At 71.5% G+C, this 18,981-nt stretch carries 16 protein-coding genes and 1 tRNA gene; 12 read left to right on the forward strand and 5 right to left on the reverse strand.

Going from position 1 to position 18,981, the window contains the following annotated elements; all coding sequences use genetic code 11:
- The first annotated feature begins 25 nt into the window (after positions 1-25).
- Positions 26-712, forward strand: a complete 687-nt coding sequence (locus tag ACFQ7Q_RS07230; protein WP_383550863.1) for an NUDIX domain-containing protein — start codon at positions 26-28, stop codon at positions 710-712.
- On the opposite strand, the gene ACFQ7Q_RS07235 is transcribed toward ACFQ7Q_RS07230, so the two are convergent.
- Together ACFQ7Q_RS07235 and ACFQ7Q_RS07240 are read right to left on the reverse strand one after the other, a co-directional pair.
- Positions 693-4,469 carry a hypothetical protein gene (locus ACFQ7Q_RS07235; RefSeq protein ID WP_383550865.1) on the reverse strand — a complete coding sequence of 1,259 codons (3,777 nt, stop codon included), beginning with the start codon at positions 4,467-4,469 and terminating at the stop codon, positions 693-695. The two genes, ACFQ7Q_RS07230 and ACFQ7Q_RS07235, sit on opposite strands and share 20 nt — an antisense overlap.
- A gap of 3 nt (positions 4,470-4,472) precedes the next feature.
- Positions 4,473-5,801 carry a helix-turn-helix domain-containing protein gene (locus ACFQ7Q_RS07240; protein ID WP_383550867.1) on the reverse strand — a complete coding sequence of 443 codons (1,329 nt, stop codon included), beginning with the start codon at positions 5,799-5,801 and terminating at the stop codon, positions 4,473-4,475.
- Positions 5,802-5,907: 106 nt separating this feature from the next.
- Between ACFQ7Q_RS07240 and ACFQ7Q_RS07245 the strand changes: the two genes are divergently transcribed.
- The 8 genes from ACFQ7Q_RS07245 to ACFQ7Q_RS07280 all read left to right on the forward strand — a co-directional run bounded on the left by ACFQ7Q_RS07245 (position 5,908) and on the right by ACFQ7Q_RS07280 (position 12,948).
- Positions 5,908-6,132, forward strand: coding sequence for a hypothetical protein (locus tag ACFQ7Q_RS07245; protein WP_383550869.1), 225 nt, complete (start codon positions 5,908-5,910; stop codon positions 6,130-6,132).
- Positions 6,133-6,287: 155 nt separating this feature from the next.
- A complete protein-coding gene (locus ACFQ7Q_RS07250) occupies positions 6,288-6,914 on the forward strand; it encodes a hypothetical protein (protein WP_383550871.1) in 627 nt (208 codons plus the stop codon).
- Positions 6,915-6,992: 78 nt separating this feature from the next.
- A tRNA-Trp gene (locus tag ACFQ7Q_RS07255) sits at positions 6,993-7,068 on the forward strand.
- Positions 7,069-7,135: 67 nt separating this feature from the next.
- A complete protein-coding gene (locus tag ACFQ7Q_RS07260; RefSeq protein WP_383550873.1) occupies positions 7,136-7,945 on the forward strand; it encodes a DUF6461 domain-containing protein in 810 nt (269 codons plus the stop codon).
- Positions 7,946-8,020: 75 nt separating this feature from the next.
- On the forward strand, positions 8,021-9,196 hold the full coding sequence (locus ACFQ7Q_RS07265; RefSeq protein WP_383550875.1) for an alpha/beta hydrolase family protein: 1,176 nt from the start codon (positions 8,021-8,023) through the stop codon (positions 9,194-9,196).
- Between the two features lie 381 nt (positions 9,197-9,577).
- The gene (locus ACFQ7Q_RS07270; protein WP_383550877.1) at positions 9,578-10,831 is read left to right on the forward strand and encodes a PucR family transcriptional regulator; all 1,254 of its coding nucleotides are present in this window, start codon (positions 9,578-9,580) and stop codon (positions 10,829-10,831) included.
- 168 nt (positions 10,832-10,999) lie between these two features.
- Positions 11,000-11,308: a hypothetical protein gene (locus ACFQ7Q_RS07275; protein ID WP_383550879.1), complete on the forward strand. Its 309-nt coding sequence runs from the start codon at positions 11,000-11,002 to the stop codon at positions 11,306-11,308.
- On the forward strand, positions 11,308-12,948 hold the full coding sequence (locus ACFQ7Q_RS07280) for a cation acetate symporter (RefSeq protein ID WP_383550881.1): 1,641 nt from the start codon (positions 11,308-11,310) through the stop codon (positions 12,946-12,948). The genes ACFQ7Q_RS07275 and ACFQ7Q_RS07280 overlap by 1 nt, the downstream gene beginning before the upstream one ends.
- A 58-nt stretch (positions 12,949-13,006) precedes the next feature.
- Here the strand turns inward: ACFQ7Q_RS07280 and ACFQ7Q_RS07285 are convergent, their stop codons facing one another.
- Positions 13,007-13,648 (reverse strand): lysophospholipid acyltransferase family protein, encoded by a 642-nt coding sequence (locus ACFQ7Q_RS07285; protein WP_383550883.1) that lies wholly within the window; start codon positions 13,646-13,648, stop codon positions 13,007-13,009.
- 332 nt (positions 13,649-13,980) lie between these two features.
- Between ACFQ7Q_RS07285 and ACFQ7Q_RS07290 the strand changes: the two genes are divergently transcribed.
- Positions 13,981-14,616, forward strand: coding sequence for a GNAT family N-acetyltransferase (locus tag ACFQ7Q_RS07290; RefSeq protein ID WP_383550885.1), 636 nt, complete (start codon positions 13,981-13,983; stop codon positions 14,614-14,616).
- A gap of 40 nt (positions 14,617-14,656) precedes the next feature.
- On the opposite strand, the gene ACFQ7Q_RS07295 is transcribed toward ACFQ7Q_RS07290, so the two are convergent.
- Positions 14,657-14,998, reverse strand: coding sequence for a hypothetical protein (locus tag ACFQ7Q_RS07295; RefSeq protein WP_383550887.1), 342 nt, complete (start codon positions 14,996-14,998; stop codon positions 14,657-14,659).
- A 218-nt stretch (positions 14,999-15,216) separates the two neighbouring features.
- On the reverse strand, positions 15,217-15,963 hold the full coding sequence (locus tag ACFQ7Q_RS07300) for a hypothetical protein (RefSeq protein ID WP_383550889.1): 747 nt from the start codon (positions 15,961-15,963) through the stop codon (positions 15,217-15,219).
- Between the two features lie 261 nt (positions 15,964-16,224).
- Between ACFQ7Q_RS07300 and ACFQ7Q_RS07305 the strand changes: the two genes are divergently transcribed.
- Positions 16,225-17,412, forward strand: coding sequence for an FAD-dependent monooxygenase (locus ACFQ7Q_RS07305; RefSeq protein WP_383550891.1), 1,188 nt, complete (start codon positions 16,225-16,227; stop codon positions 17,410-17,412).
- The gene (locus tag ACFQ7Q_RS07310) at positions 17,412-18,932 is read left to right on the forward strand and encodes a hypothetical protein (RefSeq protein ID WP_383550893.1); all 1,521 of its coding nucleotides are present in this window, start codon (positions 17,412-17,414) and stop codon (positions 18,930-18,932) included. Before ACFQ7Q_RS07305 ends, ACFQ7Q_RS07310 begins: the two co-directional genes overlap by 1 nt.
- Positions 18,933-18,981 lie beyond the last annotated feature (49 nt).

The raw sequence follows: 18,981 nt of genomic DNA on the forward strand, positions 1-18,981 counted from the left end.
CGCCCCGTACCCCGCAGGAGGACGCATGAGCCCCCGCCCCGGCATCGACGCCCCCGACCACCGCGGTCGCACCGGCCTCGACCGCGCGGGACGCGATCTGGACCGCAACCCCGACGTGGTGATCCGCGACGTCGAACTCACCTCCCAGGGCTGGCACGTCCTGCGACGCACCACCTTCGACTACCGCCGCCGCGACGGACGCTGGGTCACCGAGCAGCGCGAGACCTACGACCGCGGGAACGGAGCGGTCGTCCTGCCTTACGACACCGAGCGCCGCCGCGTTCTGCTCACCCGTCAGTTCCGCTATCCGGCCTACGTCAACGACCACCCCGACGGCATGCTGATCGAAGCCGCCGCCGGGCTGCTCGACGCGGACGACCCGCCGGCCGCCGTACGGCGCGAGAGCGCCGAGGAACTCGGGGTCACCCTCGGCCCGCTCACCCACGTCCTCGACGCCTTCATGAGCCCGGGCTCCGTCACCGAACGCCTCCACTTCTTCGCCGCCCCGTACACCCCGGCCGACCGGACCGGGACCGGCGGCGGACTCGAAGAGGACGGCGAGGACATCGAGGTGCTCGAACTGCCCTTTGCCGAAGCCCTCGCCATGACCGGGGACGGACGGATCACCGACGGCAAGACCATCCTGCTCTTGCAATGGGCAGCCCTGCACGGCCCCTTCGCCCCGGCGGATCTCAAAGCCCTTGTGAGGTGAGCCAGTCCGGGTCGCACAGGAGGAGACCGTCGTCGGGGGCGATGGGCAGTGACCCACCGGTCAGAGCCGTGTCGGCGAGGCGGGTGGGCAGGTCCGCGCAGGGCAGGTCGAAGAAGGAGTTCGGCGTGCTCGGCAGGGGAGCGCGGGAGGCCGGGGCGGTGCGCAGGGCGTCGAGCGTCAGCAGGTCGGTCGCTTCCTCGAGCGCCTCGTCGGTGAGCACGCTGAAGATGCGTACCGGTTCCCCGAGGTTCTCCCAGCCGACGAGGTCCAGGAGTCCGGGTGCGACCTGGAGCGCGGGTGTCTCATCGGCCCGCGGCCGCAGGGCGATCAGCCTCCGGGGCCCGTACGGGAACGCGACCAGGACCAGGGATCGCTCGCACACCTCGTCGAGCATCCGCAGCGCTTCCTCGGAGCGGTCCTTGATCATGGAGCGCACGCGCCAGGGCGGGTCGGCGACGCCGCCGGCGACGAGGGCGTGCACGAGGAGTGGTTCGAGGAGGCACAGGGCCAGATCGCGGCCGAGGGCGACGGTGCCCGGGTCGGCCCCGTCGTCGTCCTCGGGCCGGTCCGGCAGGCGGCCGATCACGAGCCGGGCCCGGGCGCTGTAGTCCACGGAGCGGCGCAGGAAGTCGTCGCGCAATGGCCCGGTCGTGGCCGGTCGGGCCAAGAGCGCGTCCGAGAGGCCGAGCAGCGCCCTGCCGTCCTCCCGGAGGGGTTCGGTCCGACGGGCGTTGTCGAGGAGCGAGTCGACCTTGGACTGGAGCACGCGGTACGCGCCGAGCCACACGTCCAGGGGCCAGTGGTCGTCCTTGCGGTGGAACATCTCGATGCCCGAGAACACGCCGCGGTAGAGGGTGTTGAGGTCGCTGGTCCATGTCCGGCCGTCCTCCGCGTGGATGTGGGGACGCAGAGCGGGCGGCAGTACGGGCAGTCGTTGCAGGAGGACAGGGCCGGGGCAGGGCACGGCAGGGTCGAGGGAGGAGGTGGCGGGGTCGGGGGAGGTGGCGGGGTCGGCCGCCGCCCGGTCCAGGAGGAAGCGCACCGCCGCGCCGCCCGTCACGCCTGTGGCGTCGCCCTGGCGGAACCTGGAGCGCCAGTCCTCGGGATCGACCAGTTGTCCCGTACGCAGCGTCGTGCGCCCGGAATCGGTGACCAGCAGGAGGTCGCAGCGGACGAGCTGCCGCAGTTCCTCCTCGGTGACGCGCAGCGAGCGGGCGAGCCGGGTGCCGGCCTCGCCGGTGAGGTACCAGGAGTGGATCACCGGCGCGGGGAGCTCGATGTGGCCGCAGCGGCGCCACCGCTCCCGGGGCGTGACCAACGTGCGCCCGCAGCGACCGCACGCCCGGCCCGCGTCCCGGGGCCGGTGGCGTTCACCGCATGCGCACTCGTCGTCGCGATCCGGGCCGAAGATCTCGGGGCACAGGAGTCCGCCGGGCACCGGACGCCCGGTCCACGCGCCGAGGAGGGAAGGGTTCACCACTTCGCCGTGCGAGAGGGCCAGTACGTCGGCGTCGGTCATCACGCGCAAGTGGACCCGGCCGGTGTCGAGGCGCGGCTCGATCCGGGCGCCCCGCAGTGTCATATCGAGCCGGCGGACGGCATACGGCGGCGCTTCGCGAAGGTCCCTCGCCCTGCCCCCGGGCGGGCGCAGTGGTCCGCTGCCCGACTCCAGCCTGGCCCGCAACTTCCCCCGCCAGTCCGTGCAGTCGCTGCGCGGCCCGTACAGCTCCATCGCCAGATGGCGCGCTCCCCGCCCGACAAGCCACCGGAACTCCTCGGGCTCGACCAGCTGCGCGCCGTTCCCGTCGGTGCTCTGCGAGGGCTGCTCGATGACGGGGGAGTAGCCGCCCACGGAACGGGCTCCGGTCTCAGGGCCCGCCAGACCGTGGGCGGAGAGGCGGACGCGGACGGTGCGAGTGGTCTTGCCCGGAGGCGGGGCCCAGGGGTGATCGGGCGCCACGACCAGGTCCGGTTCGTCCGTGCTCCCGGCGAACCGTCGGAGCGCGGGCCCGCCGAGGAGACCGCACACGACCGCGCGGGCACCGGACTCGTCTTCCAGGGCGTCCCCGTGCTGCAGTGGCTGGTCCACGGCGACCGTGACGCTGACGTGGGTCCGGGGGTTGTCGACGTGGGCGAGGTGCCGGCCCGGTGCGGCGGGGATGGCATCAGTCACCAGAGAACCGGTGATCCGCTGCTGGAGGATGCGCCCGGGGAGTCGCCCGGGCATCTCCAGCGAGGCGTTGACCAGTGCCACGTCCCCGAGGACGGCCGCCGCCAGACGTTCCTCGTCCGTACGCCGGGGTCTGTCGCCCAGCGGTGAGGCGGCACCCACGAGGAGCTGCCCGGGCAGCACCGGCCGGCCCGGGGTGGCCAGGCCGCACGGTTCCAGACTCGACGTGCGCTCGTCGGCCACGAGCGCTGGTCTCGTGGTGAGGACGGCACCCTCGCTCAACGTCGAGCCCAGCTGGTGCAGTGTCGGGACGGTGAGCGCGTCGGGGCCCGCAAGCCGCTCGTCGACCAGGGCGGCGGTGCCCTGCAGCCGGGGCGAGGCGACGACGGTGACCTGCGCGGACACGCCACCGTGGCCCACGAGATCGCCGATGTCGAGGTCGCGTACGCCTACTCCGCGCAGCCGCAGCCAGAAGCCGCGCGAGTAGCGGCGACCGGGCCACCACACTCCGCTCGGCAACTCCTTTACGTTCCGCAGAAGTTCGCGTGGGAATCGGGCGTACGCGCCCCGGTTGCCCAACAGAGTGCGGCGCAGAGCCGCTTCGAGGAGGGGACGCAACCGCGTCCGTCCGTCGTAGCGCAGCGTGTCCTTGAGACCGAGGAAGCGGTCCCCCTCGCGGTGGTCGGACCCCTCGTCGTCCCAGAAGACGGCGGGCGCGTCGAAGACGATCTCGCCCTCCCGTTCCCGCACACCGAGGGGGAGGGGCACATCCATCAACCGCAGACGTCTGTGCCGGGTCGTTCCCTGGTCCTCGACCATGAGGTCGAGCGTCAGCGGCACTTTGAAGTGGGAGGCGTGCGCCCCGTCGCGCCGCAGCCGCCACAGGTTCGCCAGGGTGACCCGGGTCCCGCAATCGGGACAGACGGCATAGCCGGCGGGCCCTTCGCAGCGGGGCCGGGGGCAGCCTCCGGTCATGCCGGTGATCCTGCCGTGCGCCGACAGCGCCCCGCACGGGCAGGCGTGGTCGTAGCGCCGGTCGATACCGGTCGACCGGCCGCAGGAGCAGCTCCATTCCCCGAGCTCGTATCCGGTCAGGCGCAGGCGGATCCCGTTGGTGGCCGGGGCGTCGTCGGGGAAGAAGCGACGCAGCACGGCGGGCAGTCCGGTGCCGGTCCGCTCGTGCGGGAGCCGGTCCAGCTGGAGGAAGTCGGCGTACTCGCGGCAGTGCTCCTGGGCGAGTGCGCTCTCGGGAGTGCCGAAGGGGTGCTGCTCCAGGAGCAGGACTTGGACGTACCTCAGGAAGTCGGGCCGCCGGGTCAGGAAGTAGCTCCGCGCCACGTGCAGATCGCCGCGCAACGCGTTGATCCCGAACAAGTCGCTGCGAAGCTGCCGGAAGCGCTCGTCGAGGACCGTGGCGTGCAGGTCGTCGGACCGATCCTCGTCCGCTGCCAGCCGGACGGCGTTCTCGATGGTGTACGGCGTGGAGCACTGGCGCCAGTTCCGCGCATGGGCCGCGAGCGCTATGCGGATCCGCCGGCTGGACACCAGCGCGTTGACGTCGTCGCGCAAGGAGCGGTCGGCCCCCATCGGCTATCCGATCCCGGCGCGGCCCCGGAAGTACTCCCGGAAACGCGCGTGGCAGAAGCTGTACTCCTCATGGCCGCGGTGGGGCGCGAGGCCGGGCGAGTGCCGGCGGTGGACGAGCAGGAAACGGTGGATCTCCCGCAGGATGGAGTCGAAGTTCAACCAGGTGAGCCCTTCGACGAGGGTGCACAGGTCCATCCCCGAGAGCGTGCCCGCCTCCAGGAGGAATCCGAGGATCTCGACGTGCTCGGCCCGGTGTGCGCTGCGGTTGAGCTGTTCCAACTGCTGGTCCAGATAGCCCTCCAGACCGGTGGGGACGCGCTCGACGTTGTCTCGGGTGAGGACACCCGTGGCCGCGTCCTCCACGAGGAAGCGCACATAGAACGGGTCGCCGGCCGAGACACGGTGCATCTGCGCGACGAAGCCCTCGTCCCGCGCCAGGCCGGCCGCTTGGCCACCGGCCATCCGAAGCAGCTCGACGAGCGCCTGCTCGCCCAGACCGGCCAGGTGCACATGCAGACCCAGGTCGGCCGGGGACAGCGCGATGTCGTCGAGACACGACCGGTCACCCTGCGCCCGCCCCGAGAGCACGACCACAAGCCCCTCCGGCAGCCGCCGCGGCAGCAGGGTCCGCAGCTGGTCCGGCGGCTCCAGCTCGTCGACGGCGTCCAGCACGACCACCGTCGGCTCCCGCGGAGGACGCTTCATGAGGGCGTGGAACTGCCGCTCCAGGTTCTTGAGTCCGCCACCGCGCACATGGGCGGGATCCAACTGCTCGCACAGGCACTCCAGTACGTCCTCGGGGCTGGTGGGGTCGAACCCGCCGCCCCTGCGCCGGTACGCCTGGCTGATGAAGTGGTAGCGGAACTCGGGGTTTCGGCGGACCAGGTCGGCGAGGAGAGAGGTCTTGCCGTATCCCGACAGCGCCTCCACGAAGACGTACCCGGTGGCGCGGTCCCGGATGAACTCCATGACCTGGGCGCTCTCGCCGCTCCGCCCCGCGAACAGTCGCGTGTGCTGTTCGACGAGATCGCTGAAGAAGTCCCGTGTCATCGGCTCGACAGGTGCTCGCGCCTCCTGCTGCTCACCGTCCACCGTCTGCTCGTGCAGGCGCAGCAGCGGCTCCGGATCCGTGCGCAGGGCCTTCGCCAGGGCGATCACGGTTGCTCTGGTCGGGATCCCCGGTCCGTTGAGTGCCTTGCTGACGGTCGTGTGCCCCAGACCCGCCGACCTTTCGACGGCATGCATCGTGACACCGAGCTGGGCCCGCCGGTCACGAAGCAGCAGCTTGAGCTCCTCCAGGGGCCGCTCCGCCCCGCCTCGCCCGTCCGTCATCGCAGTGAGTGACCTCGTACAGATTCGTTCGCGCGAACGCCGGTGTACGACGCCTCCGGCATCGTCGTGCTCGGACGACTTCCCCACGAGAAAAGGAGCTTGACCCGTGTCCGTCGCGCCGGTCTCCCCACCCGTGTACGCCCTCACTCTACTTGTCGCGGTCCTCGCCGCAGCGCTTCTCTCACTTCTGATCGCGGTGGGCGCGGGGCTCCTCGCGCGCTGGGACGGTGCCTCCCTGCCGGGCTCCCTGCTCCGCGCGGGCGCGGTCTTCGGCGCCGCGATGCCCCTGCTCTGCGGCCTCCTCGCGCTGGCCGTGGCCGCGACGCGATGAACCCCGCCCTGTCTGAACGCTCCAGGCCCGTGCGGTCGCCGATGACCGCACCGCTGCCGGCGGGCGCCGCCGGCCCTGGACACCTCTTCTTGGGCAGGAGGTTCGGTGAGTACGCATGCGAACGGGTTGTCGTCGAACGGCAGTAGTCTTCGATCATGGCCCTGCGACCCGAAGAGTTCTACGCCCACGCACGTACCGCTGCGGATGGTGAGCGACGGCTCCCACTGGCCCGTATGACGGGGTGGGACATCAGCCCGTTCGAGCCGGACGGCCTGCGCGTCGCGCCGCTGCGTCCGCCGGTTCTGCCCGAACCCGCGCGGCACGGCGAAGATCCGGCGGACTGCGACGCATGCCGCAGTCGGGACGAAGGGATCTGGCTCGACGATCGCTGGCGGCTCACCCGGATCACGGGAGTCGGCGTCCCGCTGGTACTGATGCTGCATCCGCGCGATCACTTCGACCTGGCGGACCTGTCCGACGAACTGGCAGCCGAACTGGGGGTGCTCACCACTCACATCGCCCGCCATGTGCAAGCACTGCCGAACATCGCGCGGGCCCACGTCTATCGCATCGGCGACGGCGGCGCCCATCTGCACATCTGGTTCTTCGCCCGTCCCGAGGGGCAGGCCCAGCTGTACGGTTCGTGGATGCCCATCTGGGACGACTTGCTGCCGGAGTACCCGGCGGACGTGTCCGAGGCGGACGCGGCGATCGTGGCAGACGCGTTGGTCGCCTCCTACGGAGGTCGTCGCTCGGTCGTCAGCGAACTGCCGCAGGTCTGATGGATCGGTGGCCGGCGGAAGGCCCCCGAAACCTGGTGGCGACCCAGGCGCAGACGGTGCCATGCTGACGTCCATCGAAGGGGTGTAGCTCAGAGGCCAGAGCGCCGGTCTCCAAAACCGGATGCCGCAGGTTCGACTCCTGTCACCCCTGCCAATGTTGCCGAACAGCGCCGCGACCACGGCCTGTTCGGATTGTCAGCGGTGTTGGGCACACTTGGCCCATGACTTCGGTGACCGCACACGACCACGCCTGGATACGTACCTCCTCGCTGTTCCGCAACGCGATGGAGAGCGGGTACGGCCTGACCCTGGTACGGGGTGTCGCCCCCGGCGACGTGCTGCGAGTGATGCAGGCGGAGCCGCAGGGCGCGGGCATGGGTGTGGACGAGCTGATCGAGCGGCAAGGGGACCTGCGCGACGCGACGGACTACTGGGACGACTCCTTCATCGTGGGCGCATTCACCGTGCCGGGTGCGGGTGGCGACTGGGCGCTCGTCCTGCACCTCGACGGTGGCGTGGGGATGCGGCCGCGGTTCCTGGAGGCCCTCTCCGCGGGAGGGCGTGCCGTCTCGCACTCCACCAATGGGGGCGCACCCATCGACCTGTTCCACTGGTACGAGAACGGCGAGCTGCGCACCTCCTTCGAATGGCCCACGCACAGGTACGGCAGCACCCCTGACGATCTGCTTCCCCTGATGCGAGAGGTCGGCTTCGACCTCTCCGAGGACGAGGACGAGGACGGCACCGGCCCGAGCACCGACACCAAGGCGGCGGTTCTTGCCCTCGCCGAGAGGCTGACAGGCGTACAGGTCACCGAAGCGTTGCTCAAGGACGCCCAGTACCTGTTGGGTCAGGTGCCGGAGGAGCCCGCCGAGGAATGGACCAAGGTCGTCATCGACATCACGGACGCCCACGGAGAACGCTTCTACAAGGAAGTCACCCGTGAGGAGGTCGAGGCAGCCTCGGCGCGCGCCCGTGAGGAGGCCGAGGCGCCGATCGTCATCCTTGGGCCCTCGTCACCGGCCCCCTGACCCTCACGATGGCCAAGCCCCACCGGGTTCACAGGCGTCCCCCTGCCCGCCCTGAGTAGAGAACGGACATCCCGAATGAACCACGCGCATTTCCTTCGTGGCCTGACCGTGTCCACTGCATTGCTCACGCTCGCCGTTGGAATCGGTGGACGTCCTGCGGCGGCCGGCAAGCCCGGCGACACACCGTCCCTGCCCAGCCCGACCGGCCCCCATCCGGTCGGCACCACGTCCCTCCACCTCACGGACGACTCCCGACCCGATCCCTGGGCTTCCGGGGCGAGCGCGCGCGAACTCATGGTGTCCCTGTGGTACCCGACGGCCTCGGCGAACGGACGACGGGCGCAGTACATGACTCCGACGGAGTCGGAGCTGCTCCTCAAGGAAGGGGGCATCACCGGCGTTCCGTCGGACGTGCTGAGCACGACACGGACCAACGCCTTCGCCGACGCCCGACCGGCGGGGCCGGAACGCGGTCTGCCTCTGGTCGTGCTCTCTCCCGGCTTCACCAAGCCGCGCACCACTCTGACCGCCCTCGCCGAGGACCTGGCGAGCCACGGCTACATAGTGGCCGCGATCGACCACACCTACGAGAACGTCGCCACCACCTTCCCGGACGGGCGGGTCACGACGTGCACGGCAGGCGAGGGTACGCATGACGAGGCGTTCTGGAAACGGCTGGTCACGGGCCGGGCCGCCGACGTCTCGTTCGTCCTGGACGAACTGACCCGGGCACACGCGACATGGGACGGCGCCCGGCTCATCGACCCGTCGCGGATCGCGATGGCGGGCCACTCCGTCGGCGGCGCGAGCTCGGTCACCTCCATGCTGGCCGACTCCCGGGTCCGCGCGGGAATCGACATCGACGGCACGACCCACGTCCCGATCCCGGACAGCGGCCTGTCCCGGCCGTTCCTGTTCCTCGGCAGGCACTCCCAGTACAGCCCGGGCAGCGGCGGCGCGGTCGCCACCTGGGAACGAGACTGGCAACGGCTGACCGGGTGGAAGAGGTGGCTCGTGGTGACCGGCGCCGAACACGCCTCCTTCACCGACGTCGGACTGCTGGCCGAGCAGTTCGGAGTGGACATGGGTGCCGACCTGCCGGCGGCCCGTGCCTCGGAGATCATCCGCAGCCATACCCGCGCGTTCCTCGAACTGCACCTGGGCCACCGGGCCCAGCGCCTCCTGGACAAGCCCTCCAAGCGATATCCGCAGGTGGCGTTCTGCGGCCCGGAGGCGAGCCCCCGCGTCTAGGTTCCGTCCGGCGGTTCATATGCCGAGCCGGACCGGGGGGCCCTGTGCCTGCCGTAACGAAATGACCTGCCCCACCTTCGTGGAACCGCCGAGCCGCCCCCCGGCCACAAGACGACAAGTGATTCGGATCCGGAAACATCACGATCCGGCTGAGACTCCGCCACTCGCTGACCGACCGCTTAGCATGATGCCCGCCGGGGAGGCCGCTGCCGGTTTTCGTCCATGGCGACCGGCCAGGCGACGGACTCCCCGCGCTCCGCGCAGCTCACGGTGTCGGCCGCGTCGGAAGCCCTCGTTGCCGGCCATGCGTCGGCAGCCACGGCGCCGCCGCACGCCGTCGCCTCGCGTGGTGTTCTCGCACCCCGTCCGTCAGGAGCGTCCATGTACCGTAGTTCCGCCCCCGGCACTGCCACGGACCCGGCCTCCGCCGAGCTCTTCGACCGCGCATGCCGACGGCTTCTCGGGTACGGCACGGATTTCACGGACGCTGTCCTGGAGACCATCCGCGCCGAGGTGCCGTACTACGCCGACCCGGTGCTCGCACCGCCCGACGTGCGCGAGACCGTGGGGACCGGCATCCGCCACGGGTTGGAGACCGGGGTGGATCCGAGCCGGATCGTGGACGTCGAGCGCTTCACCCGCGAGCTGGGTATGCGGCGCGCGGAACAGGGCCGCCCCCTCGACGAAGTCCTGCACGCCTTCCGCGTCGCCGGATCCGAAGTCTGGAGCGGGATGGTCGGCGTCGTGGAGCGGGAGGGCCTGGGCGACATGCGCCGGCTCGTTCACGTCGCCGAGCTGGTGTGGAAGAGCAACGACCGCGACGCCGTCCTGGTCGCCGACGCCTACCGGCAGGTCATCGACGGGGTCGCCGGCCGGCACGCCGAGCGTGTCCGTCTGATCCTCGCCGCCCTGCTGGAGGAACGCCCCGAACCCGAGTTCACCCGGAGCGCGGCCGGCATCCTCGACCTGCCACTCGCCGGCCGGTACGCGGTGGCGGTGGCTGAGGCGACGCCACCCTACGGCCGCGTGCCCGGGGCAACTCCCGAGCTGAGGGGCATACGCGTCCTCCGGCATGCCTGGGGGCAACGGGCCGTCTACGTCGCCCACTTGGACGACCGCCCCCTGGAGACGTTCGCGTCCGGCCTGGTCGGCGGCCCGGGCCTCCGCATCGGGATCAGCTTGGTGGTCCCCGGCCTGGAGAGCCTTGCCCGCGCGCGCGACATGGCCGGGCTCGCGCTTCGCACCTGCCGGGGCGACGGGGAGGTCGCCCGTCTCGACTCCCGCCTGCCCGACGGACTCCTGGTCTCGCGGCCCGACCTGTCCAACGAACTCGTCCGCCAGGTGCTGCGGCCCCTGTACGACCTGGAACCCGCCGACCGCGACCTGCTGTTCGACAGCATCGGCGTCTGGATCGAATGCGGCGGATCCACCGTCCAGGCCGCTCGACGCATGTTCTGCCATCGCAACACCGTCCTGAACCGCCTGCGCCGGGTCGAGCAGATCACCGGCCTCGCGCTGTCCCGCCCCCGCGACCTGGTGCAACTCACCCTCGCGCTCGACGCCCACCGCCTGCTGGGGCCGACCGCGGCAATCGGCCCCGCCGACGCTGCCCAACTGCGCCGCCCACCGGCCTGACCCTCCCTTCCCCGGCCCTCTCTGGGCCTCGGCACAGTCACACCTGCCGGGCGTTGGGAACGGACACCGGTGCGCGCCGAGCGCATGGACCGGCGGAGGGGCCGGTGCTGTGGTGAGCCTCGTTCAGAGGCGATCCACCCGCACCCAGGCCCGCCAGGAGAGACCGCGATGACCTACCCGCCCGTCCCCAGCTCCCCCCAGCGATCCATCCACCAGTCCCCCCATCCGTCCCGGCCTCGTCGTCCGGCTCTGTCCTTCGCCGTCGTCAACTCAGGCGTCCTCGCCGCGCATCTGGTGTTGGTCTGCTCTGCGGCCGACTTCATGTCAGCCCCTGTCGAAGGCGGAATCGGCATCGGTGTGCTCGCCCTGATCCTCCAGGCCGCGCTGCTGGTGTGGACGGCGGCGCGCTACGACCGCCGCGCGAACGAGCCCCGGACGGGCGGCCCGCGCACCGCGCACGAACTGGGGGAGTACTGATGAGACCCGAGGTCCCGCTCGCCGCACCCGGAACCCTCGACACGGACACCCAGGCACTGATCCTCGGCTGCTTCGTGGCGTTCATCGTCCCCATCCTGTTCCTGTGCGTCCTCAGCGGTCCCCCGAGGGACCGCGTCAACGACTTCTACACGGCGGGGCGCACACTGAGGCCCCTGCGAGGAGCCCTCGTCCTCTCCGGTGTGTACCTCTCCTCGGCCACGGTGCTCGGGACCACCGGAAGCGTCGCCGTCTTCGGGTACGACGGTCTGTTCATCGCCCTCTGCACCGTGCTCTCCCTCGGCGTACTGCTCCTGCTCGCCACGCCTCTGCGCGAGCGCGCCGGCTACACCCTGGGCGACACGTTCGGCCCGCGGGCTCCGGGACGTGCGGCGAGGATCGCGGTCGCCGTCGTCACCCTGTGCATCTGCGTCCCCTATCTGGTCGTGCAGCTCTCCGGAGCGGGAGTGACCACGGCGGCGCTGCTGGGGCTGTCCGGCCCGGGCATCGAGAAGACGGCCGTCGTCATGATCGGCGCTCTCGTCGTCTGCACCACGGCTTTCGGTGGCATGCGCGGTACGGTCGTGATCCAGGTGATCAAGACGGTGGTGCTGCTCTGCGTGGCCCTGGCGGTGTCCGCCGTACTGCTGCACCGCTTCCACTGGAGCGCCGACTCCCTGATCGCCGCGGCCGGACAAGGAAGCGGGCGTCCCGCCGACTACCTGCGCCCCGGCCTCCGCTTCGCCGGCAGCGCCGAGCCCGCGGCCACCCTGGACTTCATCGGTCTCATGATCACCATCGTCCTCGGCGTGGCCTGCCTGCCTCACGTCGCCCTGCAACTCGGCACGGCTCCCGACGCCGCCACCGCCCGCCGTACCGTGCGCCACACCGTCACGATCGTCGGCGCGTTCTGCTTCACCACGGCTCTCATGGGCTTCGCCGCCGCGGCGCTGATCGGCGCACCGGCGATCCTGGCCGCCGATCCGGGCGGAAGCAGTGCACTGGTGATGCTCGCCGGTGAACTGGCAGGGGGCTCGGATACCGACGCCGGCGGGGCGCTGCTCGTCGTCCTGGTCGCCTCCGGCGTCTTTCTCACGACACTGGCCGTCGTCGCGAGCGTCATCCTGGCGGCAGCGGGGACGATCGCCCACGACCTGTACACCCATGTACTGCGCCGCGGGCGTACCACCGAAGGCCGGGAAGTGGCGGCCGCACGCCTGGCGTCCGCAGGTGTCGGCGTGCTGAGCATCGCCCTGGCGGTCTGGGTCCAGGGGTGGAACGTCCAGTTCCTCACGGCGCTGTCCCTGGCGGTGGCCGCCTCATCCCTGCTACCGGCACTGGTGTACTCCCTCTTCTGGAAGGGCTACACCCGCACCGGCCTGCTCTGGACGTTGTACGGAGGTCTGGGCAGCGCCGTCGGGCTGCAGCTGTCGGGCCCGGTCTTCTCCGGCAACCCCTTGGCGCTCTTCCCCGACTGGCACGTCGACTGGTTCCCCCTCCAGACGGTCGTGCTCGTGTCGATACCCGTCGCCTTCCTCCTGGGCCGGCTGGGCAGTGCCGGCCCATGGCGACGCGCCGTCACTCCTCCAAGTCGGCGACCGGGTACTGACTCCGGCGAACGAACGCGGGCGCAGGCGTCCTAGCGGAACGAGCCGGCCCGCCGCACGGCCCTCTCGACGACCCTCTGCCGGAGCGAGAACATCACCTCAGGCGCTCGGCCGCGGTTCTCCACGCCGCGGTCACCGCTGTGTGGGCCTGTGCGGTGCGCGCCGTGCTGTCCCCGGTCAACGTGAGCGGTGCGCCTACGTGGACGTGTAGTCCCGGTCGGCGCAGCGGTGCGGTGGCCACTCCCGCGAGCTGTTTCGCCGTGTTGCCCGAGGTGACACGGCGGGCACCGGCCTGACCCACCGGAACGACGGGCGCGCCGGTGCGGTGCGCGAGGCGCGCGAGGCCGCTGCGGAAGGCGCGGGGAGGTGCTTCGCCGGCGTCCGCACGTTGGGGGATGCCGCCCTCGGCGTAGATGAGGACGAGGCGTCCCTGTTCAAGGGCGCGCGCGGCGAGTTCGAGGGCGTCCGAGGCGCGGCGGTCGTTACGGATCACGGGGATGTGGCCCTCGCGGGCCAGTGCCTGACCGAGCAGAGGGATCCGCCACAGACCCGCGGCGGCCATGACCACGGGCGAGACGCCGAGCCGGCGGAGTGCGGCGAGCACGATGGCGGGGTCGGCGAGCGAGGTGTGGTTCGCGGCGATGATGCTGCCCGGCGCCAGTTCGGCTCGGTCGTTCACAGTCACGCCGAGGCGCCCTACTGCGGGTACCAGGACATCGGCAATGCGGCTGAGCATCCGGCGCCTCCTTCGTGTCGCGATGTCTCCCATCGTGGACGTCGGGGGGAACGCCGGGTTGAGCGCTCGTACTCAACTCCGCGCGGTCGCCGTACCCAGAACGCGCCCGGGTGCGCCCGCACCCGCACTCTGAGGACGCTGCGCTGCCGCCTCCTGCCCAGTCCCGGCGGCGGGCAGGAAGCGGCCGCGGTCCGGCCACTGCGAGGTGCTCCGCGACAGATCGGCCTCCTCGGCGGCGCCCTGTCGCGGCCTTGGTGCCGACGGCATCCATCGGGCTGTCCTGGAACGGAAATGCATGGCTCACCTGTACCGGCGGCGCGTAACATCCGCCCATGATCGAGGATGCGGCAGCGGCTGTGACGGGACATGTCGACAAGGAGAGCGGCGAGGCCGGGTCGCTCCGCGAGGTCTGCTGGCGGGGCCGGGGCGTCGCTTTCTCACCGCTCGATGTCGACGACGCGGAGCTGATCAACTTCTGGCGTGCCGACCCCGTGGCCGCCCATGAGATCGGCATGTGGCCGCGCTCCCTGTCCGCCGTGCGCGAGCGCATCGAGCGCGACCGCGACGACAACGACCGCGACGACTTTCTCGTCCTGCTTCCCGACGGCACGCCGATCGGCCACATCGCCTTGATCGACCAGGACCTGGTCGACGGAACGGCCGAGATCATGCTGATGCTGGACCCCGGCCACCGGGGACAGGGGTACGCCGTGGACGCCGTGGACGCGCTCGTCGACCTGGCCTTCGGCGAACTGCCCATGCACCGAGTCCAAGCCGTCACCCACGCCACCAACAGCGCGGCCCTCGGCGTCCTGACCAGGGCGGGGTTCGTCCGGGAGGGGGTACGCCGCTCCGCGTGCCTGCACCGAGGCCGACGCTACGACGTCGAGGTGCTGGCCCTCCTCCGGGACGAGTGGCAGGCGCTCACCCGACCCCGATCCTGGGACATGCCTGTGCCCGGTCAGTGAATCGGTTCGTCGGATCCCGCCGGGGCCCGCCCCTTCGGGGCTACCTGCCGAACAGGAAGAAGCGGGCCGGGACGAAGGTCTCATGCCCGGTGCGGAAGCGGACACGTACCCCGGACTCCGTCCAGGTGGTGGACTCGATCCCCTTCGTGGCGAGAGCGGCGTCGACGTCCAGCCAGTGCCCGTAGGACGCACCGGGACTCCTCCCGATCACCATCCTGTAGGAGTGGTCACCGGACAGCGTGTATCTGTGGACCAACTCCAGGAAGTGCGGTGACTGGTCGTCGTAGACCAGTGACGAGGGAGCACTGCTGCTGTACGTCACTTCTGTCCGAGGCCACCACAGAACCGTCATGACGACGACGGTCAGCAGGACACCGGCCACGCCGCCCAGGAGTGCGCAACCGATTCCGGCTCTCCGGCGAGGTCGTGCGGTCTCGGCAGGATGGTCAGGGGTGAACGTGGCGATGATGCCCCTCCAAGGGACGGCGATGCTCCGCACCGGCCGGCCGGAGATGACTCGGCGAGAAGGACGCGGAACGGGGCCGATCGGTTCTTGTCGGTGTGCCGAGGCGGGGCCCGGTGGCACAGACCCCCTGCCGCTCATGTGCCCGGCGGCTGGACCGGCGGCCATGGGTAGCCGAGTCGCTCGGCGTCGTGGGAGCCTCCCCAGACCTCGGCGGTGGCACGCGGATCGCCTGCGGTCAGACGTGCCTCGAGACGCTTCGCCTGTTCGGTCGCGTCGACCTCCGCGGAGACGGGCAGGGTCATTCCGAACTGGATCCAGGGTCGGTCCGCCTCGGCCCGGATGCGGGGATGGAACAGGACGACGTGGATCCGATCGGGTTCGGCGGGGGAGGCCCACACGCCCTCCAACTCGCACTCCCACCTGGACAGCCAGGCTCCGTGCCCCCGCAGTCTCTCCTCCAGCAGCCGTGCGACCGCTCCGGCGGGCCATTCCCAACGTCGGTCCTCTTCGGCCCGACGGACCTCGGCCTCGTACTGATCGGCTGCGAACCGGAGCTCCGGCAGCTCGACATTCCTCTCGGCCGGGTCGTGCCAGCCCGCCCAGACCACATGCTCCCCCTCGCACCTGACAGTCGCGTAGAGAGCGCCACAGCACCCCTCCTCGCCACAACCGCCCCGGGCGAGCCGAATCTCGTGCGGTGTCGCGGTGGCATGCAGCGGCCCGTCCGGTGCCAACAGATACCGAGGGCTCACCCCCACTCCACGAGGGAAGGCGTCGGCCAGCAGATCCCGGCCACTGACGATCGGGCGGACCTCCAATGCGCCCTGGTCCGGCCGTGGGTCGACGATGCTCAGGGTGAGGAGGTGAGGTTCTGTGGCCATCGGCTCATGATCACGGAGCCGGCCCGCGGCAGTCACCTCAATTTGCGACCTGGGCCCACCGCGGTGGGCCGAGCCACCGCCCGGTGCCTCCCCGCCTCCCGCGATCTCCGGTCCACGAAAGCCGCGCGTTGACAGGTATCTGTCGGCATGTTGCTATGAGGCGCTGCTCAGCCGGACCTGCGCCCTCGTCGCATGCCGCCCGGGCACCGGATCGATGGCCGCCTGACCGGGGGCGGCGCCCCCGAACCCGAGCGAGGACTCATGCCGCAGCGCGCCGCGACCATCGTCGGCGGCGGGATCGGCGGCCTCGCGGCGGCCGTCGCCCTGCACCGCCGGGGCTGGCGCGTCGAGGTGCTGGAACGGGCCCCGGAGTTCACCGAGATCGGCGCCGGCATCTCCCTGTGGCCGAACGCGCTGCACGCGCTCGACGTGCTCGGCCTGGCCGAGCACGTCCGGGCGCTGGGCGCGGTCGAGGCCGGCGGCGGCGTACGGGACCGGCAGGGCCGTTGGCTGTCGCGTACGGACAATGCGGAGCTGACACGCCGTTTCGGCCACCCCCTGGTGGTCCTGCATCGCGCGGATCTGCTGCGGGCGCTCACCGAGGCGCTGCCCGCCGACAGCCTGCGGTCGGGCAGCGAGGTGTACGCGGTCCGCGAGGACGGACAGGACCTGGTCGTGGATCACCGTGGGGGTGAGTCGCGACCCGATCTCGTCGTCGGCGCGGACGGGCTGCGCAGTGTGGTGCGCCGCACTCTGTGGCCCGAGGCGGCCGGTCCTCGGTATGCCGGATACACCGCCTGGCGCATGATCACCGAGCCCCTGGCCGAGCCGCCCGCGGAGGGCGCGGCAATCTGGGGCCGCGGGGAGCGGTTCGGCTACACGGCGCTGCCGGGCGGGCGGATGTACTGCTTCGCGACCGCGTCGCTGCCCGCGGGCGGCGCCACAGGCTCGTCCGATTCCGAGTACGCCGAGCTGGGGCGCCGGTTCGGGTCGTGGCCGGACCCCGTACCGGCTCTGCTGGCCGCCGTGCCCGCGGACGCGGTGCTACGGCACGACCTCTACGACCTGCCGCCGCTGCCCTCCTTCGCCTCTGGCCGGGTCGCGCTCCTGGGCGATGCGGCCCACGCCATGACCCCGAATCTGGGCCAGGGCGCGTGCCAGGCGCTGGAGGACGCGGTCACCCTCGCCCACTGCCTTGACGGCGCGCCGGACGTGTCGGCCGCGCTCCGTTCGTACGACCGGCTGCGCCGCCCACGGACCCGGGCCATCACGCGCCGTTCCGCCCGGCTCGGCGCCGTCGGTCAACTGTCGTGGGCGCCCGCGGTGCTGCTGCGTGACACGGCCGCCCGGTTGATGCCGACCCGGGCGACGCTGCGTTCCATGAAGCCGGTGCTCGGCTGGACCGCACCCGGTACCCCGTCGGCGATGACGAAGAGCGAGAGCCGCTGATGCCGGACTGGACGTATCACCCGCTGCGCGGCGCGGCCGCCGCCGTCCTCGGCCGGCGCCGTTCGCAGCGATCGGCACTGCGTCTGCTGGCCTGGGTCGGCTCGCGTCCCGCCGGCGCGCGGCTGATCGCCCGCGGGTTCGGCCACCGCCATCCGCCCGAGAGCCTTGCCGGTGAGATCGCGGGCGTGCCGGTGCGCGTGCGTGTCGGCATATCCGTCCCGCCCTCGCTCGCCCGTGAGGCGGTCCGTGCCATGGCCCCGCTGGGTGCCGGTGTCGTCGAGGTGTCGCCCGTCTCGGCGGCCGACGCGGAGACCGTACGCGAGGCCGCAGCCGGCCGTTCGATCCCTCTGGTCGTCCGCGCCTGCGATCCGCAGGCCGAGGAGGCCCTCAAGACTCATGTCGACGGGTTCACCAGCAGCGACGACCCGCGTGTGGTCCATGTGACCGACCCGTCGGTCACCGCCGCGGCCGCCGTGGTCGTGGAGGCGGACGCTGTCGTGCTCGCCCGGCCCGCGGTGCTCGTCGAGGCCGGACCGGGCTGGTTCGCACGCGTCACCGAGGCCGCCACGCCCACCGCGCCCGCTCCCGTGCTACGGGATGTCGGCCGCGATCCCCGCCGCTGGCCCGCCTGGTGGTGGGCGCTGCTCGTCGGACTCGGTATGACGGGCGCCGGCCTCGGCGCCGCGGCGATCACGCTGGGACCGGTGCTCCTCTGGTACGACCGCGACTACCTCGGCATGACGCTGCATGAGCTGCATGCGGCCAATCACCACCTCGTGCACTTCCTCCAGCACGACCGGATCACCATGGCCGGCACGATGGTGGCGATCGGGGCCCTCTACACGGGCCTCGCCGTGGGCGGGATCAGACGCGGCTGGCCCTGGGCCCGTGAGGTGTATCTGCTTTCGGGGGCGATCGGCTTCCCCACCCTGTTCTACTTCCTGGTCACCGGCTTCGTGGAGCCGCTGCACACGGCCACCACCGTGGTGCTGTTCCCGATGTTCGTGGCAGCGGTCCGTCGGACCGGGCACGCACCGCGCTGGCGTCCGGCCCCCGAGGGGCCGGAGCACGAGCGCCGACGTGCGCTGGTGGGCCAGTTGCTGCTGATCGTCACGGGAGCGGGGCTGTTCGTCGGCGGGGCGGTGATCTCGCTGGTCGGTCTGACCGGTGTCTTCGTGCCGACCGACCTGACCTTCCTGGGCACCAGCCCGCAGCTGCTGGAATCCGTCAATCCCCGGCTCGTGCCGTTCGTGGCGCACGACCGCGCGGGGTTCGGCGGCGCCCTGATGTCCGCCGCGGTGGCGATCCTGCTGCTGAGCGCGTGGGGCTGGCGGCGGGGTGAGGCCTGGGTGTTCCGGACCCTGGCGGTCGCGGCGGCGGCCGGCTTCCTGCCCGCTGTCGTGGTGCACGGCGCGATCCACTACACGGACTTCATCCACCTCGCGCCGGTCTACCTCGGCATCGCCTCGACAGGCACGGGGCTGCTGCTCGCGCGTCCGTACCTGTGCGCCAAGGCGTAGCCGAGGCCGAAACGACCGACGAGTCACCCGAGCGAGCGCCCCGCGCGTC

Source organism: Streptomyces sp. NPDC056527, assembly GCF_042794475.1.
In the GTDB taxonomy this organism is placed as follows: Bacteria; Actinomycetota; Actinomycetes; order Streptomycetales; family Streptomycetaceae; genus Streptomyces.

Bases quoted from the DNA above. Each gene is read 5' to 3' on its own strand.
- ACFQ7Q_RS07230 (WP_383550863.1), top strand. From the start codon at position 26: ATGAGCCCCCGCCCCGGCATCGACGCCCCCGACCACCGCGGTCGCACC.
- ACFQ7Q_RS07235 (WP_383550865.1), bottom strand. From the start codon at position 4,469: ATGGGGGCCGACCGCTCCTTGCGCGACGACGTCAACGCGCTGGTGTCC.
- ACFQ7Q_RS07240 (WP_383550867.1), bottom strand. From the start codon at position 5,801: ATGACGGACGGGCGAGGCGGGGCGGAGCGGCCCCTGGAGGAGCTCAAG.
- ACFQ7Q_RS07250 (WP_383550871.1), top strand. From the start codon at position 6,288: ATGGCCCTGCGACCCGAAGAGTTCTACGCCCACGCACGTACCGCTGCG.
- ACFQ7Q_RS07260 (WP_383550873.1), top strand. From the start codon at position 7,136: ATGACTTCGGTGACCGCACACGACCACGCCTGGATACGTACCTCCTCG.
- ACFQ7Q_RS07265 (WP_383550875.1), top strand. From the start codon at position 8,021: ATGAACCACGCGCATTTCCTTCGTGGCCTGACCGTGTCCACTGCATTG.
- ACFQ7Q_RS07270 (WP_383550877.1), top strand. From the start codon at position 9,578: ATGTACCGTAGTTCCGCCCCCGGCACTGCCACGGACCCGGCCTCCGCC.
- ACFQ7Q_RS07275 (WP_383550879.1), top strand. From the start codon at position 11,000: ATGACCTACCCGCCCGTCCCCAGCTCCCCCCAGCGATCCATCCACCAG.
- ACFQ7Q_RS07280 (WP_383550881.1), top strand. From the start codon at position 11,308: ATGAGACCCGAGGTCCCGCTCGCCGCACCCGGAACCCTCGACACGGAC.
- ACFQ7Q_RS07285 (WP_383550883.1), bottom strand. From the start codon at position 13,648: ATGCTCAGCCGCATTGCCGATGTCCTGGTACCCGCAGTAGGGCGCCTC.
- ACFQ7Q_RS07290 (WP_383550885.1), top strand. From the start codon at position 13,981: ATGATCGAGGATGCGGCAGCGGCTGTGACGGGACATGTCGACAAGGAG.
- ACFQ7Q_RS07300 (WP_383550889.1), bottom strand. From the start codon at position 15,963: ATGGCCACAGAACCTCACCTCCTCACCCTGAGCATCGTCGACCCACGG.
- ACFQ7Q_RS07305 (WP_383550891.1), top strand. From the start codon at position 16,225: ATGCCGCAGCGCGCCGCGACCATCGTCGGCGGCGGGATCGGCGGCCTC.
- ACFQ7Q_RS07310 (WP_383550893.1), top strand. From the start codon at position 17,412: ATGCCGGACTGGACGTATCACCCGCTGCGCGGCGCGGCCGCCGCCGTC.